15 protein-coding genes are annotated in these 20,328 nt (G+C 71.0%); 2 read left to right on the top strand and 13 right to left on the bottom strand.

Translation table 11 applies throughout. From position 1 onward, the window contains the following. Positions 1 to 80: 80 nt before the first annotated feature. The 11 genes from LWJ43_RS06445 to LWJ43_RS06395 form a co-directional block, all read right to left on the bottom strand. Entirely contained in the window at positions 81 to 1,715 is a 1,635-nt protein-coding gene (locus tag LWJ43_RS06445; protein WP_277331320.1) for a glycosyltransferase family 2 protein, read from the bottom strand. A 3-nt stretch (positions 1,716 to 1,718) separates the two neighbouring features. Beyond that, a complete protein-coding gene (locus LWJ43_RS06440; protein ID WP_277331319.1) occupies positions 1,719 to 2,528 on the bottom strand; it encodes an Ig-like domain-containing protein in 810 nt (269 codons plus the stop codon). Further along, positions 2,525 to 3,340 carry a rhamnogalacturonan acetylesterase gene (locus LWJ43_RS06435; RefSeq protein WP_277331317.1) on the bottom strand — a complete coding sequence of 272 codons (816 nt, stop codon included), beginning with the start codon at positions 3,338 to 3,340 and terminating at the stop codon, positions 2,525 to 2,527. The genes LWJ43_RS06440 and LWJ43_RS06435 overlap by 4 nt, the downstream gene beginning before the upstream one ends. A gap of 35 nt (positions 3,341 to 3,375) precedes the next feature. Then, positions 3,376 to 4,887: a bifunctional cytidylyltransferase/SDR family oxidoreductase gene (locus tag LWJ43_RS06430; protein WP_277331316.1), complete on the bottom strand. Its 1,512-nt coding sequence runs from the start codon at positions 4,885 to 4,887 to the stop codon at positions 3,376 to 3,378. 57 nt (positions 4,888 to 4,944) lie between these two features. Beyond that, entirely contained in the window at positions 4,945 to 6,969 is a 2,025-nt protein-coding gene (locus LWJ43_RS06425) for a hypothetical protein (RefSeq protein ID WP_277331315.1), read from the bottom strand. Positions 6,970 to 7,284: 315 nt separating this feature from the next. Then, entirely contained in the window at positions 7,285 to 8,310 is a 1,026-nt protein-coding gene (locus LWJ43_RS06420; protein WP_277331314.1) for a signaling protein, read from the bottom strand. A 173-nt stretch (positions 8,311 to 8,483) separates the two neighbouring features. Beyond that, a complete protein-coding gene (locus tag LWJ43_RS06415; protein WP_277331313.1) occupies positions 8,484 to 10,613 on the bottom strand; it encodes a 3-hydroxyacyl-CoA dehydrogenase NAD-binding domain-containing protein in 2,130 nt (709 codons plus the stop codon). Positions 10,614 to 10,686: 73 nt separating this feature from the next. Continuing rightward, positions 10,687 to 11,913, bottom strand: a complete 1,227-nt coding sequence (locus LWJ43_RS06410; protein WP_277331312.1) for a thiolase family protein — start codon at positions 11,911 to 11,913, stop codon at positions 10,687 to 10,689. Positions 11,914 to 12,187: 274 nt separating this feature from the next. Continuing rightward, on the bottom strand, positions 12,188 to 13,462 hold the full coding sequence (locus LWJ43_RS06405; RefSeq protein ID WP_277331311.1) for an HRDC domain-containing protein: 1,275 nt from the start codon (positions 13,460 to 13,462) through the stop codon (positions 12,188 to 12,190). A 115-nt stretch (positions 13,463 to 13,577) separates the two neighbouring features. Continuing rightward, positions 13,578 to 14,240, bottom strand: coding sequence for a helix-turn-helix transcriptional regulator (locus tag LWJ43_RS06400; protein ID WP_069169388.1), 663 nt, complete (start codon positions 14,238 to 14,240; stop codon positions 13,578 to 13,580). A 219-nt stretch (positions 14,241 to 14,459) separates the two neighbouring features. Continuing rightward, positions 14,460 to 15,119, bottom strand: a complete 660-nt coding sequence (locus LWJ43_RS06395; RefSeq protein ID WP_277331310.1) for a DUF3000 domain-containing protein — start codon at positions 15,117 to 15,119, stop codon at positions 14,460 to 14,462. 92 nt (positions 15,120 to 15,211) lie between these two features. Here LWJ43_RS06395 and hemE point away from each other — a divergent pair, with 92 nt between their 5' ends. Next, positions 15,212 to 16,321, top strand: coding sequence for a uroporphyrinogen decarboxylase (gene hemE / locus LWJ43_RS06390; RefSeq protein WP_462100866.1), 1,110 nt, complete (start codon positions 15,212 to 15,214; stop codon positions 16,319 to 16,321). On the opposite strand, the gene LWJ43_RS06385 is transcribed toward hemE, so the two are convergent. Together LWJ43_RS06385 and LWJ43_RS06380 are read right to left on the bottom strand one after the other, a co-directional pair. Continuing rightward, a complete protein-coding gene (locus tag LWJ43_RS06385; protein ID WP_277331309.1) occupies positions 16,318 to 17,700 on the bottom strand; it encodes an FAD-dependent oxidoreductase in 1,383 nt (460 codons plus the stop codon). The genes hemE and LWJ43_RS06385 overlap by 4 nt on opposite strands. 51 nt (positions 17,701 to 17,751) lie before the next feature. Next, complete coding sequence (locus tag LWJ43_RS06380) at positions 17,752 to 18,711, bottom strand: DUF4349 domain-containing protein (RefSeq protein WP_277331308.1); 960 nt, start codon at positions 18,709 to 18,711, stop codon at positions 17,752 to 17,754. A gap of 127 nt (positions 18,712 to 18,838) precedes the next feature. Between LWJ43_RS06380 and hemG the strand changes: the two genes are divergently transcribed. Beyond that, positions 18,839 to 20,326: a protoporphyrinogen oxidase gene (hemG, locus tag LWJ43_RS06375; protein WP_277331307.1), complete on the top strand. Its 1,488-nt coding sequence runs from the start codon at positions 18,839 to 18,841 to the stop codon at positions 20,324 to 20,326. Positions 20,327 to 20,328 lie beyond the last annotated feature (2 nt).

Genomic DNA, 20,328 nt, shown 5'->3' with positions numbered 1-20,328 from the left:
AAGCCCGTCCGCGGGGTCGTCGGGCCCCAGGACGTCCTCGGCCCGCCCGCGCGCCCTGCCGGGAGTCGCCTCGGCGGGTGTCACCGGGAGGCTTCGGTGAACACCGCTCCGTCCCCCGTCGGCAGGGGGAGCCGCTCCGCCATCTCGATCGAGAGGTCCCCGGCCTCGGTGCAGAAGAGCGTGGCCGCCAGTTCGTGCTGTGCCGACCTGGGCGACGGAGCGATGCGCACCGGCGCCCGAGCGGTGAGGTCGACGTCCTGGGCACGTTCGCGGCCGACCCGGACCTCCTTGGTGATCCCCTCGAAGCTCACCGAGAGGTAGACGTCCCAGATCCCTGGCGCGACCGGCCAGCCGCTGGAGGTCTGCCGCAGGTTGACGCGCGCGGAGTAGCGGCCCATCGCCCGCGGCTTCCCCTTGGAGTTCACCAGCTTCTCGTCACGCCTGGCCGTCACGGAGAAGCGTTCCTCGGCCCCGCTGAGACGCTCGCGCAGCACCACCTTGGTCGCCCGGTCCCGGGTGGAGAGCTGCTCGAAGAACGCGTACCCGTCAAGTTGAAGGATCGAGCCGGTCCACCGGACGCCGGACAGTTGCTGGCCGACGGTCATGCGGTCGGTGATGTCGAAGAGCTCGTCGGGCAGCCCGGTCCCGGGGTCCCTGAAGAACGGAAGCGTGGTGAAGACCCGGCCGCCCTCCACGGTCTTACGGGGCGCGGGCCGTTCCTTGTCCGTCTCGTAGGCGATCATCTCGTGCATCTCGGCGAATCGGCCTGCCGACAGCAGGGCGAGACGAACCGCCAGAGGCCTCGGGAGGAGTCCGAGGGCTCCCGGGGTCAGGTGGGTGTTCAGGATGTCCCTGGCCGCCCAGGAGACCCGTTCACGCTCGTCCCGGCTCGTGAGCCGGGCGAGCGGCGCTCCTGTGGCGGTTCCGAGTTCGACCTCCAGGTGCCGGGAGAGAAGATGGTCCCGCCGGCTGCCGGCAGGCAGCAGCGAACTGACCAGCCGCATCATGTAGTCGGCGAGGTCCACCCACTCCATCGGGGTGCGCGTGGCCCCTCCGGCGGGTCCCCTGACCAGGCAAGGGCTGTCGGCGACCACGGAGATGCCGTCGGCCGACACCAACGCCGCGGCGGTGAACGCCATGTCGTCGCCCCCTGCCATGGAGTCGAGCGGGAACTCCAGGGCGCGCCGACGGAGCAGATCGGTCCGGAAGAGCTTGTCCGCCGACAGGGACCAGTAGGCGCGGGATTCGTAGAGATCGGTGTAAGCCCGGCTCCGGCGGTACAGAGCCGGGGGAGCGGAGCTTCCCGCGAGGCTCTCCGGCTTGCCCAGCACCACATCCGTCTCGTGCTTGTCGGCCGCCGTCACCATGCGCTCCAGCGCGTCGGGGACGAGGCGGTCGGAGCCCTCGACGAAGATGACGTAGCGTCCGGTCGCCTGGCTCAGGGCCCAGTTGCGCGCGGCGGCGGGCCGTACCCCGATGGGCTGTCGGCCCGTGCGCACGAGAGCCGGATGCCTGCTCGCGATGCGGGAGAGCAGTGACGGCCCGTCGTCGGTGGAGCCGTCGTCGACCGCCACCACGTCCAGGCGGTCCACACCGATCGACTGGGCCAGCAGTGACTCGAAGCAGGCGTCGATCGACGCCGCGTGGTCGCTGACGCGCACGACGACGGTGACGTCACGTATGTCCGCGGGGCGTACGGGTTGCGAGGTGTACATGGTCTATCGGTTCCTCGGGGACTCTTGCGGCCGGGGCCAGGGCATCTCTCCGGTGAGTTCGGGCCACTCCCAGGAATGGAATCCGGTCTCGACCGCGCTCGGGGGGAACACGCCCGGAGCCAGGCCCAGATCGCCCACGAAGACGTTGGCCGCAGCCGTGACCTTCGCCGAGTCGTCCGTCCCGACCGTGTACTCGAAGCGGTCGTACCCCGTGAACCCCGGGGCCGGGTCGTAGGCCACCCAGCCGTCGCGGGAGAGCTGCGCGCTGCCGTGACGCGGTTGTGTCACGGAGATCGCGAAGCTGCCACGCGGCGCCTGCGCCAGCACGTTCACCGTTCCCCGGACACCTGGTTCCGTGGTGATGCGCAGTCCCGGCACGGAGTGGGTGCGCACCGGCAGCGAGTGGCCGGAGAGCCGGGCGGTACGGACCAGCTTCTGGCCCCCCGCGTCCGGGACGGCGACCATGATCTGAGGACGCAGCCGGGGAGCACCGCGCGGAGTGGTGATCCGCAGGGAGAGCGCGCCGGTGCGGGTCTCGCCGGCGTCCGCGCGCACGCGGAACCAGCGCTGCTGGGGGAAGTACTCCAGGGCTTCGGCCGAGAGGATCTCCGCGGCATCGGTCAGAGAGTTCTCCATGACGTAGGCGCAGCCGCGTGGGGCGCCCCCGTCCGCCGCCACGGACAGTCCCAGCTGGATGATCTCCCCCGGCACGGCGCCCGCCCGCGGGTCCGCCGAGCTGTAGAGACCCGCGTACACGACGCCCTGCGCGGGGTCCGCTGCGACGGCCCGGCCGTTGCACAGCAAGTGGTTCACGCGCCTGCCTCCCGCACGGGGTGGGCGGACACCCTCTCCTTCGTCCGGCGGACGAAGGTCTCGTCGTCGAGCCAGCCGAGTTCGTCGTACGAGAACGTCCGGCGGTCCAGTCCGGTGACCCAGTGGGCCGGGACGATCTGCTGGGTCAGGAGACCGCGGGCCACGAACCGGGCGCACTCGATGGCGCCCTCGGCGCGCAGGTGGACGTTGTCCGCGTCCTGCACGATCTCCTGCAGGGGCTCACCCGGGCGCAGGTAGGTGAAGGCGTGCTTCGAGTTCTCCGGCCCGAGCTCCTCCCACCAGGCGATGCTCTGGCCGTAGAGGTCGATCACCGGCAGATGCTCCTCCCACGCCAGCCTGCGCATGGCCGTGGGGTAGTCGCCGAGGAACCGGGACACGTTGCCGTGCACGTCCACACGGCGCCGCTCGAAGGGGAGCAGCACCACGGGATGCCCCTGGGCCGCCCGCGCCCCTACGGCATAGGCCCGCATGTGGTCCATGAACGACCCGAAGGGTTCGGTGTGGAGGCCGGCGTCGGGCTTCCAGTCGATCTGGCCGAACCCATAGACCAGGTAGTCACCCGGTGCCATGTTGTCCAGGATCCATCCGAGCCGTCCCCGCTCATGGAAGCTCTTGGAACTCGCCCGGGCACGAGCGCAGTTGACGACCTCGACATCGGGGCTGAGGAACAGAGGGAGGGCTTGCGCCCAACCCGCCATCGGCAGGTGGCTCACCGGGCGGGTGACCGCCGTGGAATCGCCGGCCACGAAGATGCGTGCCCGGTGCCCGTAGGGCGCCGTCGAGTGGTTCATGGTCCTCCCTCACCAACTGGACGCTGTGGACGTGGTCACGAGGAGACGTCGGCCTGTTCGTGAAGGACGGATGCGAGGGCCTTCTCGAAGCCGGAGGCGTTGCCCGGAGCGGTGGGGTCCTGCTGACGCACGTCGATGACGTGGCCGGTCAGCGCGGACAGCAGTACGTCCAGCGAACTGCGCGCGACCGTCTCGGACGTGAGCAGCGAGCCGCCGGGCTCCTGGCCGAAGGCCTTCGTCCGCATCGGTGTGGCGGTCCGCTCGGGGTTCACGCAGTTGACCCTGATCCCGTCCTCGGCCCATTCGTCCGAAAGGGCCTGGGTCAGGTTCACCATGGCCGCCTTCGTGGAGGAGTACAGGCTGTACTCGGCACGCCCACGCGTGTAGCTGCTGGAGGTGAAGAGCAGCAACTGCCCCCCGCTCTCGGCGAGGTACTTGTAGGCCGTGCGCGCGATGTTCACCGGAGCGAGGAAGTTGACCTCCATGGCCTCCCGGACGGTCGCGTTGTCCGTCGCGTCGAGCCGCCCGATCCGCAGCACGCCCGCGGTGTTGACCACGTAGTCGATACGTCCGGTCTCCGCGTAGGCACGGGCGAACGCCTCGTCGACCTGGTCGGGGTTCTCCACGTGGGTGCCCGTGGTGGAACGCCCGAGTGCGTAGACCCTGGCTCCGTACTCCTCGGCGATCCTGGCGATGTCCGCGCCGATCCCGTACGACCCGCCGAAGACGAGCAGGGTACGGCCCGAGAGACGGTCCCGGTAGAACGACTCACCGCTGTGCGCCGGGGCGGTGGTCGAGGCGAGCTGGAAGAGCTTGTCGGCGATGAAGACGTCCACCGGCTGAGTGATCTTCATGTTGTACTCGTCGCCCATGACCACGTGGACGGGGACGTCGGGCAGGTACTTCACGACGACCGAGCAGTCGTCGGTGGCCTGGAAGAGCGGATCGGCCGCCGCCAGTTCGTACGCGCGCCGGATGGTGGAAAGACGGAACCCCTGAGGAGTCTGCCCGCGCCTGAGCCGGGCGCGGTCCGGCACCTCGGTGATGAACTCGCCGTCGTCGCCGTGGGTCCGCGTCACGATCACCGTGTCGGCCGAGGGGATGGCCACGTCGACGGCGCGGTAGCGCTCCAGCGCCTCGACGCACTCCGTGATCACCCGCTGGGACAGCAGCGGGCGTACGGCGTCGTGGAAGAGCAGGTTGCGGTCCTCGTCGCCCCCTTCGTCGCCGCCGGGAAGGGCGGCGGCCGCGCGGATGGCCAGCGTGGTCGTCTCACTCCGGGTCGCGCCTCCCGCGAGGACCCGGTGCACCTTGCGGAACCCGGCCCGGGTCACGATCCGCTGGGCCTCGGCGACGTGGTCCGGCGTCATCAGGACCAGGACGTCGTCCACGTCCGCGGCAGCCTCGAAGATCTGCAGGGTGTGCTCGAGGATGGGCTTCCCGGCGATCTTCAGGAGCTGCTTCGGTATGGAGAGGCCGATGCGCTGCCCCGTACCGCCGGCGAGGACGACGGCGACGGTACGGCGGCGGGCGGTGCGGGAGGTCAAGACGTCCTGCTTCCTTCACGGAGGGCGGAGGGGGTACGGGCGGCGAACGTGTCGTGGTCAGGCCGGCTGGCGCGGCTGCGCACCGGGCTGGCCGGAGGGCTCCTCGTACACCGGGTACTCGATCGGGAAGTCCTGGAGCCCGCGGTGGTAGAGGTCGTTCGCGGCGCCGTTGAACCGCACGGTCGACGGCGGGTGGTCCGTGCCGAGCAGGTAGTCCTTGAGCTGCTCCCGGTAGGGGGCCATGACGTCCTTGGCGGGCTCCAGCGTCGCTGTGAGCGCCTCCTCCAGGCCGTTGCACTCGGAATCGAGCAGATACGAGGCGTAGGCGGTCCGCTGCTCGTTCCTGAACTCGGCGTCCGGGAGACCCTCCAGGTTGAAGATCGCGTACGGCTTCCTCGTCGCCACGAAGTCGGAGACCACGCTCGACATGTCGCCGATGAGCAGGTCCGAGTGGTTGAAGCAGTCGTACAGGGTGGGCACCCTCTCCGTCACCACGTGGTGGGCGTCGACGGGCAGTGAGTCCCAGTAGAGCGTGCCGGCCTGGTCGCGGAACTTGCGGATGCGCGCGGTCCGCTCCTCCTCGGACAGGTCCGGGTACTTCGACCGGACCCCGCGCTCCTGGAGGTCGGTGAGCCGCTTGTCGATGCGTGCCAGCCGGCGGGCGGCGGTCTTCGAGTCGGTGATCTTCCTGCCGAAGCGGCGGGTGTTGTCCTCCTGGAGGAGGGCGATGATCCGCCGGTGCGCGGCCGCCGCGGCGGGGGAACGGGTGCCGGTCAGGGGGTGGGGCTTGTAGATGACCCGCAGTCTCCGTTCGTGGGAGAGCAGCATGCGTATGAGGTGCTCGCCGGCGGGGATGACCGAGGTGTAGCAGGCGTCGTCGGTCCAGCCCTCCCAGGTGGGGGCGTAGATGACGGTGGGTGTCTCGTTGCTGACCGAGCCGGTCCACCGGCGCAGGGGCATCAGCTGCGGACGTCCGACCTCCACGATCTGGTGGGCGGACACCGCGTGCTTGATGCGCTCGTAGCGGTCGCGTCCGGCGCGGCCCGCGACCCAGATCTCGTCGAAGACCTTGCTGACGCGGTTGCTGCTGGCCAGTTTGTCGCTGTCGCCGTGGCCGATGAAGACGTGCTTGACCTCGTGGCGCTGCAGCATGTGCACGTTCTTGCCCGCGTTGCCCGGGTAGAGGGTGACGCGGAGCTCCGGCATCTCGACCCGCGCCAGGTTCTCGGCCTTCGGGACGCAGATGACCGGCACGGAGGTGGCGTCCAGGAAGCGCAGGGTCGCGCGCTCGCGCAGGACGATGATGGGGCGCAGGTCCAGCGCCTCCAGTGACTCGAGCCACATGTTCACCTGGTACATGAAGTCCCGGGACACGGCGGCGAAGGTGAAGTACAGCGCGACCTGCGGCCTGTACTGCCCCAGCTGCCAGTTGAGCTCGTCCAGGGCGTCGTCGGGGCTGGGCAGGATCAGCGCGTTCTTGGCGCCGGGCAGCAGGACCAGCACCGCGACGAAGGCGAGCCAGACGGTCGCGATCCCACCGAACGTCACGTACCGCCAGTCGTCCGTGGCGATCGTGCCGATGGCGCCGGCGACCAGCGGGACGTCCAGGTGCAGCATCTTGCGGACGTGCTTGTCCATCAGGAACGGGTGCGGCAGGCGCCTGATGCCGAGCGCCTCCAGGTCCAGCCCGCGTGTGGTGAAGGGCAGCGCCGCCCGCTCGGACCGGACCCGCTTGAGCAGGGCCCCGTAGACGAGCTGCATGACGAAGAGGAGCAGCAGTCCGACCGCCGTCATCTGCACGACGAAGGAGTCGAGGTCGATCATGACGCCGCACAGGGCCAGCAGCAGGAACTGCCGGATCAGGAAGCGGATGGTGAGGCCGAAGCGTGAGTCCCGGAGGCGGTCCAGCGTCGTGGACTGGGCGGTGTGAAGGAGCAGGTCCGCTCCGTAGCTGACCGCCGCTGCGTAGGCGAAGACGGGGAGGGAGACCATCACGACCGCCGCCATCATGGCGACGAAACTGCCCACCAGGGCAACCGTGATCAGAATACCGAGCGCCGCCTGGCGCTGTGGCTTGCCCATCAGGGGACAGCCCCTCCTTCAGTGATCTTGTGCGAACGCACGGCGACGGTGCCGGCGGGAGCAGGGGGTGCCGCACGTCATCACAGTGGGGGCCGAGCCGCGGGGTTCAGATGAAAGGCGGACGGTGCGTCAGGAGCTCGTGAAGCATCAGACCGAACTTTAGATTGTCATGAAAGATTTAGTGAACTTTCAGAGGGTAAAAGTCGAACATTGGACCGCCGGATACCGAACGGTTATATATTGCTCGCTTCATGTGATCGCGCGCCCATCAGCTATCACGCTGGGTGACGGTCGTGCCGGTCCGGTCCGCCGTCGTCAGGACGGACACGCGTAGACAGCGACGTTTCGTCTGTCGCCGGACTTCACGGAGAACGCCACACACAGCTCGGGACGGGCCCCCGGCCGGACGGCGAGTCCCTCCGGTTCCCGGAAAGGGAGGTGGGGTGCGACGGAGACCTTGCGCCGGCCGATGGTCCTCCCGCTGCGCACGTCGATGGCCGACACGTAGGTGTTCCCGCCGCCCTCCGGCGGATTGGCACCCTCCGGGTCCGTGTAGGGAGTCCCCGTGAGCTGGTAGATGTGATCGCCGTGCACGGCGCAGCCCTGGAGTGTCTCGCCGCCGCGCAGGGCATGGTTCCTGAGGTCGGCCAACGGCTTGTACGAGCCCGAGAGGAAGTCGTCCAGGGCGTAGACCGTGTACCGCTGGGACCGCCCAGCCCGGTGGCTCAGCAGGACGCGCCCGCCGGCCACGTCCACGGCCGGGTGGATCCGGTGGCTGCCGGGCAGGGGCCGGTGGTGGCGTACCGAGGGGGACGTACTGTCCAGCACCGTGCCGTGGTGGAAGGGGACACGGGCCACGGCGCGTCCGTACCCGGTACCCGTGTCGGCGTCGCACTCCACCCAGAGCAGCGGGCCGTCGCCGGACGGCTCGACGCCCATCGAGATGCCGTGTCCGAATCCGCGCAGGTACATGTGCCCCGCGGCCGCTCCGCCACGGGCGTACGCCGTGACGCACATGTCCCCGGCCAGTCGCCGCGCCTTCCCGGACGCGGGGCGCTCCTCGTCCGGCAGCCGGATGCCACCCTGCATGACCTGGAGCGCGTACATGCGGCCGTGCTCGTCGAACGCGATCGACTGCGGTCCGGTGATGTCGTGAAGCGGAGTGGGCCGTAGCAGTTCCGCGGCCGCGTCGATGTCGAACAACCCCACGGCACCCGGGGGAGGAGGTGTCTGCTTCTCACGCCTGGCGAGGACCACGCCTGCAGCGGTGGCGGCGGCCACGGTGCCGCCTCCCGCGAGGAGGAGTGCTCGCCGGCTCACCGGCCTGTCGCTGATCGTCATGAGCGCCGTGACCGCCGATTCTCCCGGAACGGGATGACCGTCCAAGCTTTGGGGTGAGATGCAACATTCTGTCACGAGCCTGTCGGGTCCAGCGCTCCACGGGCAATGCGAAGGGCACGACCCGTGACCGAGCCGTGCCCTTCACCGCTTCACGCGGGGTGCTGCTCTGTGCGTTATGCCGGAACGCTCGCCACGCCCTGCTCCAGGAAACGCTTCCCGTTGACCCGCTCGGAGACGCCCTCGCGGTCCAGGTACGGCGTGATGCCGCCCAGGTGGAAGGGCCAGCCCGCGCCGGTGATCAGGCAGAGGTCGATGTCCTGCGGCTCGGCGACGACGCCCTCGGCGAGCATCAGGCCGATCTCCTGCGCCACCGCGTCCAGGACGCGGTCGCGGACCTGCTCCTCGGACAGGACGGAGTCGCCCTGCTCGAGGAGCGCGGCGACCTCGGGGTCGAGGACCGGCGCACCGGAGTCGTAGACGTAGAAGCCGCGCTTGCCCGCCTTCACGACCGCCGCGAGGTTCTCGGAGACCGTGAAGCGGTCCGGGAACGCGCGGTTCAGGGTCTCGGAGACGTGCAGGCCGATGGCCGGGCCCACGAGCTCCAGGAGCACCAGCGGGGACATCGGCAGGCCGAGGGGCTCGATGGCCTTCTCCGCCGTCTCGACCGGGGTGCCCTCGTCGATGATGTTCTGGATCTCGCCCATGAAGCGGGTGAGGATGCGGTTGACGACGAACGCGGGGGCGTCCTTCACCAGCACCGCGGTCTTCTTCAGCTTCCGGGCGACGCCGAAGGCCGTGGCCAGCGAGGCGTCGTCGGTCTGCTCGCCGCGGACGATCTCCAGGAGGGGGAGGATCGCGACCGGGTTGAAGAAGTGGAAGCCGACGACCCGCTCGGGGTTCTTCAGCTTCGACGCCATCTCGGTGACCGAGAGGGACGAGGTGTTCGTGGCGAGGATCGCGTGCGCCGGGGCGACCGCCTCCACCTCCGCGAACACCTTCTGCTTGACGCCGATCTCCTCGAAGACGGCCTCGATGATGAAGTCGGCGTCGGAGAAGCCCTCCGCCTTGTCCAGCACGCCGGAGACCAGGGCCTTGAGGCGGTTGGCCTTGTCCTGGTTGATGCGGCCCTTGCCGAGGAGCTTCTCGATCTCGGCGTGGACGTAGCCCACACCCTTGTCGACGCGCTCCTGGTCGATGTCCGTGAGGACGACCGGGACCTCGAGGCGGCGCAGGAAGAGCAGGGCGAGCTGGCTGGCCATCAGGCCCGCGCCCACCACGCCCACCTTGGTGACCGGGCGGGCCAGAGCCTTGTCCGGGGCGCCGGCCGGGCGCTTGGCGCGCTTCTGGACGAGGTTGAACGAGTAGATCCCGGAGCGCAGCTCACCGCCCATGATCAGGTCGGCGAGGGCCTGGTCCTCGGCGTCGAAACCGGCGCCCAGGTCACCGGACTTCGCCGCGGCGATGATCTCCAGCGCGCGGTACGCGGCCGGGGCGGCGCCGTGCACCTTGGAGTCGGCGATCGCCTTGCCGCGTGCGACGGCCTGGTCCCAGGCGTCACCGCGGTCGACCTCGGGGCGCTCCACCGCGATCTCGCCCTTGAGGACGGACGCGGTCCAGATCAGCGACTGCTCCAGGAAGTCCGCACCCTCGAAGATCGCGTCGGCGATCCCGAGCTCGAAGACCTGCTTGCCCTTGAGCTGGCGGTTCTGGTTCAGCGAGTTCTCGATGATCACCGACACGGCGCGGTCGGCGCCGATCAGGTTGGGGAGCAGCGCGCAGCCGCCCCAGCCGGGGACCAGGCCGAGGAAGACCTCGGGCAGCGAGAACGCCGGCAGCGCACTGGAGACGGTGCGGTAGGAGCAGTGCAGCCCGATCTCGACGCCACCGCCCATCGCCGCGCCGTTGTAGTACGCGAACGTCGGGACCGCGAGGCCCGACAGACGGCGGAAGACGTCGTGGCCGCCCTTGCCGATGGCCAGCGCGTCCTTGTGCTCCTTGAGGAGTTCGACGCCCTTGAGGTCCGCGCCGACCGCGAAGATGAACGGCTTGCCGGTCACACCGACACCGACGATCGTGCCCTCGGCCGCTTCCTCCTCGACCTGGTCGACGGCGGCGTTCAGGTTCGCCAGCGACTGCGGGCCGACGGTGGTCGGCTTGGTGTGGTCGAAGCCGTTGTCCAGCGTGATGAGGGCGAAGCGGCCCGCGCCGCCGGGAAGGTCGAGGTGGCGTACGTGCGCCTGCGTGACGACCTCGCCGGGGAACAGCTCGGCCGCGCCCTTCAGAAGCTCGGTGGTGGAGCTCATGCCTGACCCTCGCTTCGCTCGGCCCAGCATTCGCTCGGGCTGCACCTCTTGTCTGTTCCCTCGCTGCGCTCGCTCACTTGTTGCCTCCGGCGTTCTCGAAGTGCGGGTTCTCCCAGACGACCGTCGCGCCCATGCCGAAGCCGACACACATGGTCGTCAGGCCGTAGCGGACCTCCGGCTGCTCCTCGAACTGGCGGGCCAGCTGAGTCATCAGGCGGACGCCGGAGGAGGCGAGCGGGTGGCCGTAGGCGATGGCGCCGCCGTACTGGTTGACGCGCTGGTCGTCGTCGGCGATGCCGTAGTGCTCCAGGAAGGCGAGGACCTGCACGGCGAAGGCCTCGTTGATCTCGAAGAGACCGATGTCGTCGATGGAGAGACCGGCCTTGGCCAGGGCCTTCTCCGTCGCCGGGATCGGGCCGTAGCCCATGACCTCCGGCTCGACGCCCGCGAAGGCGTACGACACGAGACGCATCTTGACGGGGAGGCCCAGCTCGCGGGCGGTCTCCTCGGACGCGAGCAGCGAGGCGGTGGCGCCGTCGTTGAGCCCCGCGGCGTTACCGGCCGTCACGCGGCCGTGGGCGCGGAACGGGGTCTTCAGGCCGGCCAGGGACTCCATGGTGGTGCCCGGGCGCATCGGCTCGTCGGCGGTGACCAGGCCCCAGCCCGTCTCGCCGACCGCCGGGTCGGTGCGGCGCACGGAGACCGGCACCAGGTCCTGCTGGATCTTGCCGTTGGCGTACGCCTTGGCGGCCTTCTCCTGCGAACGGACCGCGTACTCGTCGGCGCGCTGCTTGGTGATCGAGGGGTACCTGTCGTGCAGGTTCTCCGCGGTCATGCCCATGAAGAGGGCCGACTCGTCGACCAGCTTCTCCGACACGAGGCGCGGGTTGGGGTCCACGCTCTCGCCCATCGGGTGGCGGCCCATGTGCTCGACACCGCCGGCGATGACGACGTCGTACGCGCCGAAGGCGATGGAACCTGCCGTCGAGGTCACGGCGGTCAGGGCGCCCGCACACATGCGGTCGATGGAGTAACCGGGGACCGACTGGGGCAGACCGGCCAGGATTCCGGCGGTACGCCCGAGAGTGAGGCCCTGGTCGCCGATCTGGGTGGTCGCGGCGATGGCGACCTCGTCGATCTTCGCGGGGTCCAGGTCCGGGTTGCGGCGCAGCAGCTCCCGGATGGCCTTCACGACGAGATCGTCGGCGCGGGTCTCGTGGTAGATGCCCTTCGGGCCCGCTTTGCCGAACGGGGTGCGGACGCCGTCGACGAAGACGACGTCCCGGATGGTACGAGGCACGGTGGCTCTCCTCCAGGGTGCGGGATGGCACTGCTGCGGGCGCACGCATCGGTGCGCCACGTCCCTCATGCTACTTGCGGGTAACCAGACTGCCCACCCCCCGTCGCCGGAGCGGCGAACGTCACACACGCTGGGGGTGCCGCCGGTGACCCGGCGGGACCGGGTAACTGGCGTGAATTCGATCCTCCTCGATGAAGCTGCCCCTGGTGCGGTCCCGACACGCGTACGCCCCCGTGCCGGACCCGGCATGGGGGCGTACGCGTGTCCGAAGGCGTCAGACGTCGGTGTCCAGGGCGCGCAGCAGCAGCGGGCCCACCTGTTCGATCTGCCAGTGGCGCGCACCGTGTCCGGCCAGCGCGGTCTCGACCGCGTCGGGGGTCAGTGCCTTGGGCGGCTCCCAGCAGACCCGGCGCACGGTGTCCGGGGTGATCAGATTCTCCTGTGGCATGCGCAGCCGCTCGGCGAGCTCCGACACGGCGGTGCGGGCCGCCGACAGCCGGGCCGCGGCGGCCGGGTCCTTGTCCGCCCACGAGCGGGGCGGCGGAGGACCCGCCGGCTGCTGGCCGGGCTGCGGGAGTTCGGACTCGGGCAGCTGCCTGGCGCGGTCGACGGCCGCCTGCCACTGCTCGAGCTGGCGGCGCCCCATCCGGTGCCCGAAGCCGGGCAGCGCGGTCAGGGCCTGCACGTTCACCGGGAGCGCCAGGGCCGCCTCGATGATCGCGGCGTCGCCGAGGACCTTCCCGGGGGAGACGTCCCGGCGCTGCGCCACCTGGTCACGGGCGGTCCACAGCTCCCGTACGACCGCGATCTGGCGGCGGCGGCGCACCTTGTGCATGCCGGAGGTCCGGCGCCACGGGTCCTTGCGCGGGGGAGCGGGCGGAGCCGAGGCGATCGCGGCGAACTCCTCCAAGGCCCAGCCGAGCTTGCCCTGCCGGTCCAGCTCCTCCTCCAGGGCGTTGCGCAGGTCCACCAGCAGCTCGACGTCGAGCGCGGCGTAGCGCAGCCAGGGGTCGGGCAGGGGGCGGGTGGACCAGTCGACCGCGGAGTGCCCCTTCTCCAGGGCGTAGCCGAGGACGTTCTCGACTATGGCCCCCAGCCCGACACGCGGGAATCCCGCCAGCCGTCCGGCGAGCTCCGTGTCGAAGAGCGAGGTCGGGGTCATGCCTATGTCGCGCAGGCAGGGCAGGTCCTGGGTGGCCGCGTGCAGGATCCACTCACTGCCGGTGAGGGCGTCGCCGAGCGCGGACAGGTCGGGGCAGCCGACCGGGTCGATCAGCGCGCTGCCCGCGCCCTCGCGGCGCAGCTGCACCAGGTAGGCGCGCTGCCCGTAGCGATAGCCGGAGGCGCGCTCCGCGTCGACGGCGACGGGGCCGGTCCCGGCGGCGAAGTCCGCCACCACACGGGCCAGCGCTTCGTCGGTCGCCACCACCGGGGGAATTCCCTCGCGCGGCTCGAGCAAGGGGATCGGCGCCGGGGCGACGTCGTCCGGGGGAGCGCCCCCGGTGGTTCGCAGTGATGTGTCTGCTGCGGTCTCTTGGGCGTCGGTCACATGCCAAGGGTATCTGTGTAAACGCGTCGCCCGTCGACGGAACGTTCCGCCGACGGGCGACCATGCACGTAAACCGGCCGGTTGTGCATCTGTGCAGGTGCCGGTGGACGCGGGGTCAGTGGATGATGCCCGTACGCAGGGCGACGGCGACCATTCCGGCGCGGTCTCCGGTGCCGAGCTTGCGGGCGATGCGGGCGAGGTGGCTCTTGACCGTGAGGGCGGAGAGGCCCATCGAGACGCCGATGGCCTTGTTGGACTGGCCTTCGGCGACCAGGCGGAGCACCTCCACCTCACGGCCGGACAGTTCGCGGTAGCCGCCCGGGTGGCTCGGGGAACCGGGGGGCCTGCGGTGCATGCGGGCGGCATTGGCTCCGATCGGGGCCATGCCGGGTCGGGTCGGGTGGCCGATGTTGGTACGGGTACCGGTGACGACATAGCCCTTCACGCCGCCCGCGAGGGCGTTGCGCACCGCGCCGATGTCATCGGCGGCGGAGAGGGCGAGGCCGTTCGGCCAGCCGGCGGCTCGGGTCTCGGACAGCAGGGTCAGCCCGGAACCGTCGGGCAGGTGGACGTCGGCAACGCAGATGTCGCGCGGGTTGCCGACGCGGGGGCGGGCCTCCGCGATGGACGACGCCTCGATGACGTCACGAACTCCGAGCGCCCACAGATGGCGGGTGACGGTGGAACGGACGCGCGGGTCGGCCACGACGACCATGGCCGTCGGCTTGTTCGGGCGGTAGGCGACCAGGCTTGCGGGCTGCTCGAGGAGAACGGACACCAGGCCTCCTGGGGAGTGGCGGGGCGGGCCGGCTCGGGGATGAAGCCGGGGCGAACCATGCTTGAAGGGTCATTGACCTCTTCGGCAGCAGATGCGTCCTCCTTTAGGGGAAGATCACGATTTAGTGAGTAACAATTCGGGCAAATCGGACGGGCGATCGATTGTACGAAAAGAGAGCCGGTCGCTGTGCGACCGGCTCTCTCCGAAGGTGACGCAGTGTTAGGGGACCTGGGGGCCCCGCCGCTGCGGCAGTGTCACCACCGCCGCGTCGGCCGTGCCCGACGGAGGCAGTCCGGCGAGCTGGCAGAGCAGATCGCCCCAGGCGACCAGGTGCGCCGCCACGTCAGGCACACCGCCGCGCCCCTCACCCGGCGTCCACGAGGCCCGGATCTCGATCTGCGTCGCCGGGCGCCGCGCGGACAGCGCGCCGAAATAGTGCGAGCCGGCACGCGTCACCGTCCCGCCCGCCTCCCCGTACGAGAGTCCCCGGGCGTCCAGCGCCCCCGTGAGCCAGGTCCAGCACACCTCGGGCAGCAACGGGTCGGCCGCCATCTCCGGTTCCAGTTCGGCCCGCACGAGCGTCACCAGGCGGAACGTGCCCTGCCAGGCGTCGTGTCCGGACGGGTCGTGCAGGAGGACCAGACGGCCGTCGGCGAGGTCGTCCTCGCCGTCCACCACGGCCGCCTCCAGCGCGTAGGCGTGCGGGGCGAGCCGCTGCGGCGGCCGTGTGGGCTCGACCTCCAGTTCGGGGCGCAGCCGGGCGGAACGCAACGCGTCGACCGCCGACCGGAACGCGAGTGGGACGCCGTCGCCGTCCGCACCCTCCTCGCTGTCGGTGCCATCGGAATGATCGGAGAATTGTCCCTGAGCCGGAGCCATGCCGGGAAGAGTAGGCGGAACCGGAGCGTCGTGCAGGGAGGGACACCCATGCGGCGTCCGGCTCGTTGCCACTCCGTGCGAAGATTCTGTGCGTGAGTGCCAACGACCTTCCCCAAGAGCTCAGCTCCGTCCGATCAGGGGAGGGCCCGTCCTCGGGCCTGCGGACCACCCCCGCCACCCACGAGTCGGCCTTCCTCAAGGCCTGCCGCCGTGAGCCGGTGCCGCACACTCCGGTCTGGTTCATGCGCCAGGCGGGACGCTCGCTGCCCGAGTACCTCAAGGTCCGCGAGGGCATCGCGATGCTCGACTCCTGCATGATGCCGGAGCTGGTCACCGAGATCACCCTGCAGCCCGTGCGCCGTCACAAGGTCGACGCCGCGATCTACTTCAGCGACATCGTCGTACCGCTCAAGGCCATCGGCATCGACCTCGACATCAAGCCCGGCATCGGCCCGGTGATCGCCGAGCCGATCCGCACCCGCGCCGACCTGGCACGGCTGCGCGACCTCACGCCCGAGGACGTCACGTACGTCACCGCGGCCATCGGGATGCTCACCGCCGAGCTCGGGGCCACGCCCCTGATCGGCTTCGCCGGTGCGCCGTTCACCCTGGCGAGCTACCTCGTGGAGGGCGGCCCGTCCCGCAACCACGAGCGCACCAAGGCCATGATGTACGGCGACCCGGAGCTCTGGGCCGACCTGCTCGACCGGCTCGCGGAGATCACCGGTGCCTTCCTGAAGGTCCAGATCGAGGCCGGCGCCTCCGCCGTCCAGCTCTTCGACTCCTGGGTCGGCGCCCTGGCGCCGGCCGACTACCGCCGCTCCGTGATGCCTGCCTCCGCGAAGGTCTTCGACGCCGTCGCGTCCTACGGCGTCCCGCGCATCCACTTCGGCGTCGGCACCGGCGAGCTGCTCGGGCTGATGGGCGAGGCCGGCGCGGACGTCGTCGGCGTCGACTGGCGTGTCCCGATGGACGAGGGCGCCCGCCGGGTCGGTCCCGGCAAGGCCCTCCAGGGCAACCTCGACCCGGCGGTGCTGTTCGCGCCGACCGAGGCGGTGGAGGCGAAGGCCCGCGAGGTGCTCGACGCCGCCGCCGGCCTCGAGGGCCACATCTTCAACCTCGGGCACGGCGTCATGCCGTCCACCGACCCGGACGCCCTGACGCGCCTGGTGGAGTACGTCCACCAGCAGACGGCCCGCTAGCCGGTGCCGGCCGCCCGCACCGCCGACACGGCCTTGCGGGCGGCCACCAGCACCGGGTCCCAGACCGGGGAGAACGGCGGGGCGTAGCCGAGGTCGAGCGCCGTCATCGCTTCCACGGTCATCCCTGCGGTGAGTGCCACCGCCGCGACGTCCACGCGCTTCGCCGCTCCCTCGCGGCCGACGATCTGCACCCCCAGGAGACGGCCGGTGCGGTACTCCGCGAGCATCTTCACCGTCATCGGCCTCGCTCCCGGGTAGTAGCCGGCACGGCCGGTCGACTCGATCGTCGCCGTGACGTAGCGCAGCCCGGCCGCCCTCGCGTCCTTCTCGCGCAGCCCGGTCCTGGCGATCTCCAGGTCGCAGACCTTGCTCACCGCCGTACCGACGACCCCGGGGAACGTGCCGTAGCCGCCTCCGACGTTGGCTCCGATGATCTGGCCGTGCTTGTTCGCGTGGGTGCCGAGCGCGATGTGCCGGGTGCGGCCGGCGACGAGGTCCAGGACCTCGACGCAGTCGCCGCCGGCCCAGATGTCGTCCTGCCCCGCGACCCGCATCGACAGGTCCGTCAGGAGACCGCCGTGCGGGCCCAGCGGCAGACCGGCCTCACGGGCCAGCGCGGTCTCCGGCTCGACGCCGATGCCCAGCACCACGATGTCCGCGGGGTAGGTGTCCCCGTCCGTGGCGACCGCCGTGACCCGGCCGTCCGGACCGGTGTCGATCCGGGTGACCGCCGCCCCGTTCACCGTCGTGATGCCCAGGCCGTCCATCGCCTCGTGGACCAGCCGCCCCATGTCCGGATCGAGTGTCGCCATCGGCTGCGCGCCGCGGTTGAGCACCGTCACCTCGAAGCCGCGCTTGAGCATCGCCTCCGCCATCTCGACGCCGATGTAGCCCGCGCCGATGACGACCGCCCGGCGCCCCGGGGCCCGGTCGAGGGAGTCCAGGAGCGCCTGGCCGTCGCCCAGGGTCTGCACTCCGTGGACGCCCGGGGCGTCGATGCCGGGCAGGTCCGGCCGCACCGGCCGGGCACCGGTGGCGATCACCAGCTTGTCGTACCCCGTCCACGAGGTCTCTCCGCTGTCGCGGTCCAGTGCCCGCACCCGGTGCCCGGCGACGTCGATCTCCGTCACCTCGGTACGGGTGCGCAGATCGATGGAACGGGCCCGGTGCTCCTCGGGCGTCCGCGCGATGAGGGCGTCGGGACCCTCGACGTCACCACTCACCCAGTACGGGATGCCGCAGGCGGAGTACGACGTGAAGTCGCCGCGCTCGAAGGCGACGATGCTCAGCTCCCCGGGTTCCTTGAGCCTGCGCGCCTGCGACGCGGCGGACATGCCCGCCGCGTCGCCTCCGACGACCACCAGTCGCTCCGCCGCCATGCCGGGTCCCTTCGCCGCCGTGTGCAGGATCAGGGGCCCACGCTACGGCGCCTACGGGGCGGGCGGGGCCGCAGTGGTCTCCGTGGCCCGCGGGGGCGTCGTGCGGCGCCGTGGCATGCGGCGGCGCAGCAGGCGCCACAGGAGCACCAGGACGGCCGCGGTGGCGAGGAACGGAGCCGTGGCACCGATCGCGACCATGATCCACCGAAGCATCGTCACGAACGCCTCCCAGCCGCTGCCCAGCGCGTCCAGGAAGCCGGTGTCCCCCTCCGGATCCCCGGCGTCCGCCTCGGGCTCACTCAGTTCGAGTGTGACGGTCGCGAGCGTGGTGCGGTCCTTCAGCGACGCCTGCTGGGCGAGGAGCGACTCCAGGGCGGCCTGCCGGCTGCTGAGTTCGCCCTCCAGCGTCACCACGTCGGTGAGCTTCTCCGCCTTGTCCATCAGGTCGCGGACCCGTGCGACGCTCGCCCGCTGGGTGGCGATCCGGCTCTCGACGTCCACGACCTGCCCGGTCACGTCCTTCGCGTTCGAGGTGCGGGACACCAGCTTCCCGGTCCCCGCGAGGCCGCGCAGCACCTCGTCGTACCGGGCCTGCGGCACACGCAGGACGAGATGGGACATGTCGTGGGTGTCGTCGACCCGTTCGGTGTTCTCCTCGGCGACGAGTCCACCCGCACCCTCCGCGACACCCCGGGCCGCGGAGACGGCCTTCGGCACACTCCTGACCTCGACGTACAGCGTGGCCGTCCGGATGACGTGGACGGCGAGGGCCGAGCCCGGGTCCGGCGCGGACCCCACCTTGCCGGAGGGCCTGTCGGCCGGTTCCGCCCCGGCCCCGGCCGCCCGGGGCGCCGCCGCCTTGGAATCGGACATGGAACCGCTGTCGGAGGAGGCCCCGCACGCTCCGGTGGCCAGAAGGACCGCGAGCAGTACGGCGGCGGCCTGCGCGGGTGGGCGGCGGCGGACCGGCCGGGCGGGCGGGTGATCGTCCGTGTGGCGTTCGTCAGGCATGAGCGTCCCCCCAGGGCACGTTGTCGATGGTGCTGGTTCGACGTGCCGTACCCGTGCGCGGGTTGCCCGTCGGCGGTTTCGAAGTGGTCACGTTCGGGACTCGGAGCGGGTTTGAGAGAGTGGACCCATGCAGCGTCCTCTTCAGCGCGACACCACACGCACGGCCCACGTCGTCGTCATCGGCGGTGGCATCGCCGGACTCGCCGCCGCCCACCGGCTGTTGGCCTCCGGTGTCCGGGTCACCGTCCTGGAGGCGACCGCGCGGCTCGGCGGCAAACTGATGACCGGCGAGATCGCGGGCACCCGTGTCGACCTCGGCGCGGAGTCGATGCTCGCGCGCCGGCCCGAAGCGATCGGGCTCGCCACCGCTGCCGGGCTCGGAGACCGGCTCCGGCCGCCCGCCACCGCCACCGCGTCGGTCTGGACCCGGGACGCCCTGCGCCCCATGCCCAAGGGCCATGTGATGGGTGTGCCGGGCGACCCGGCGGCGCTCGGCGGGGTGCTCTCGCCCGAGGGCCTGGCCAGGATCGCCGAGGAGCGCGACCTGACCCCGACCGCCGTCGGCGACGACGTGGCGGTCGGTAGTTACGTCGCGGACCGGCTCGGCCGCGAGGTCGTCGACCGGCTCGTCGAACCGCTGCTAGGCGGGGTCTACGCCGGGGACGCCTACCGGATCTCGATGCGAGCGGCCGTCCCCCAGCTCTTCGATGTGGTCAAGGCGGGAGGTTCGCTCCTCGACGGTGTGCTCCGCATCCAGGAGAGGGCCGCCGCACGGCAGCAGACCGGGCCGGTCTTCCAGGGCATCGAGGGGGGCATCGGCACCCTGCCGGGCGCCGTGGCCGACGCCGTGCGGGCCGGGGGCGGCGAGATCCTCGACGAGACCCCGGTGCTCGGTCTGACCCGGGCCGGCCAGGGCTGGGACGTGCGCACCGACAGCCGGGTGATCGCCGCCGACGCCGTCGTCCTGGCCACCCCGGCCTGGTCCGCGTCCACCCTGCTCGCCGCCGAGTGCCCGGCCGCCGCCGTCGAACTCGCCGCCGTCGAGTACGCCTCGATGGCCCTGGTGACCATGGCCTTCCGGCGTTCCGACATCGCGGACACCGAGGCGCTCCAAGGACGTTCGGGCTTCCTCGTGCCGCCCGTGGACGGGCGCACCATCAAGGCGGCCACCTTCTCCAGCAACAAGTGGCAGTGGGTCGCCGACGCGGCCCCCGACCTCTTCGTGCTGCGCACTTCCGTGGGCCGCTACGGCGAGGAGGAGCACCTGCACCGCGAGGACTCCGAACTGGTCGCCGCGTCCCTGGGCGACCTCGCCTCGGCGGCCGGGCTGACGGCCCGGCCCGTGGACACCGAGGTCACGCGGTGGATCGGCGGGCTGCCCCAGTATCCCGTCGGCCACCTCGACCGCGTCTCCAGGATCCGCGACGAGGTGGCCAAGCTGCCCGGTCTGCGGGTGTGCGGAGCGGTGTACGACGGCGTGGGGATCCCGGCCTGCGTGGCGAGCGCGCACCGCGCCGCGGACGAGATCGTCCAGGACCTGACGGCCCCGGCGGCGGGGGAGATCGACAACACCCCGACCCGGGTTCGGGGCACGGGGAGCGAGGCGGGACAATAGCC

This window comes from Streptomyces sp. JH34 (genome assembly GCF_029428875.1).
Lineage (GTDB): Bacteria > Actinomycetota > Actinomycetes > Streptomycetales > Streptomycetaceae > Streptomyces.
Note: the sequence above shows the minus strand (reverse complement) of the source record. Positions and strands in the feature narration are given on the sequence as shown.

Coding starts and splice junctions, on each gene's coding strand:
- LWJ43_RS06380 (WP_277331308.1), bottom strand. CDS start 18,711: ATGCCTGACGAACGCCACACGGACGATCACCCGCCCGCCCGGCCGGTC.
- LWJ43_RS06425 (WP_277331315.1), bottom strand. CDS start 6,969: ATGGGCAAGCCACAGCGCCAGGCGGCGCTCGGTATTCTGATCACGGTT.
- LWJ43_RS06395 (WP_277331310.1), bottom strand. CDS start 15,119: ATGGCTCCGGCTCAGGGACAATTCTCCGATCATTCCGATGGCACCGAC.
- LWJ43_RS06385 (WP_277331309.1), bottom strand. CDS start 17,700: ATGGCGGCGGAGCGACTGGTGGTCGTCGGAGGCGACGCGGCGGGCATG.
- LWJ43_RS06420 (WP_277331314.1), bottom strand. CDS start 8,310: ATGACGATCAGCGACAGGCCGGTGAGCCGGCGAGCACTCCTCCTCGCG.
- LWJ43_RS06435 (WP_277331317.1), bottom strand. CDS start 3,340: ATGAACCACTCGACGGCGCCCTACGGGCACCGGGCACGCATCTTCGTG.
- LWJ43_RS06415 (WP_277331313.1), bottom strand. CDS start 10,613: ATGAGCTCCACCACCGAGCTTCTGAAGGGCGCGGCCGAGCTGTTCCCC.
- hemG (WP_277331307.1), top strand. CDS start 18,839: ATGCAGCGTCCTCTTCAGCGCGACACCACACGCACGGCCCACGTCGTC.
- LWJ43_RS06445 (WP_277331320.1), bottom strand. CDS start 1,715: ATGTACACCTCGCAACCCGTACGCCCCGCGGACATACGTGACGTCACC.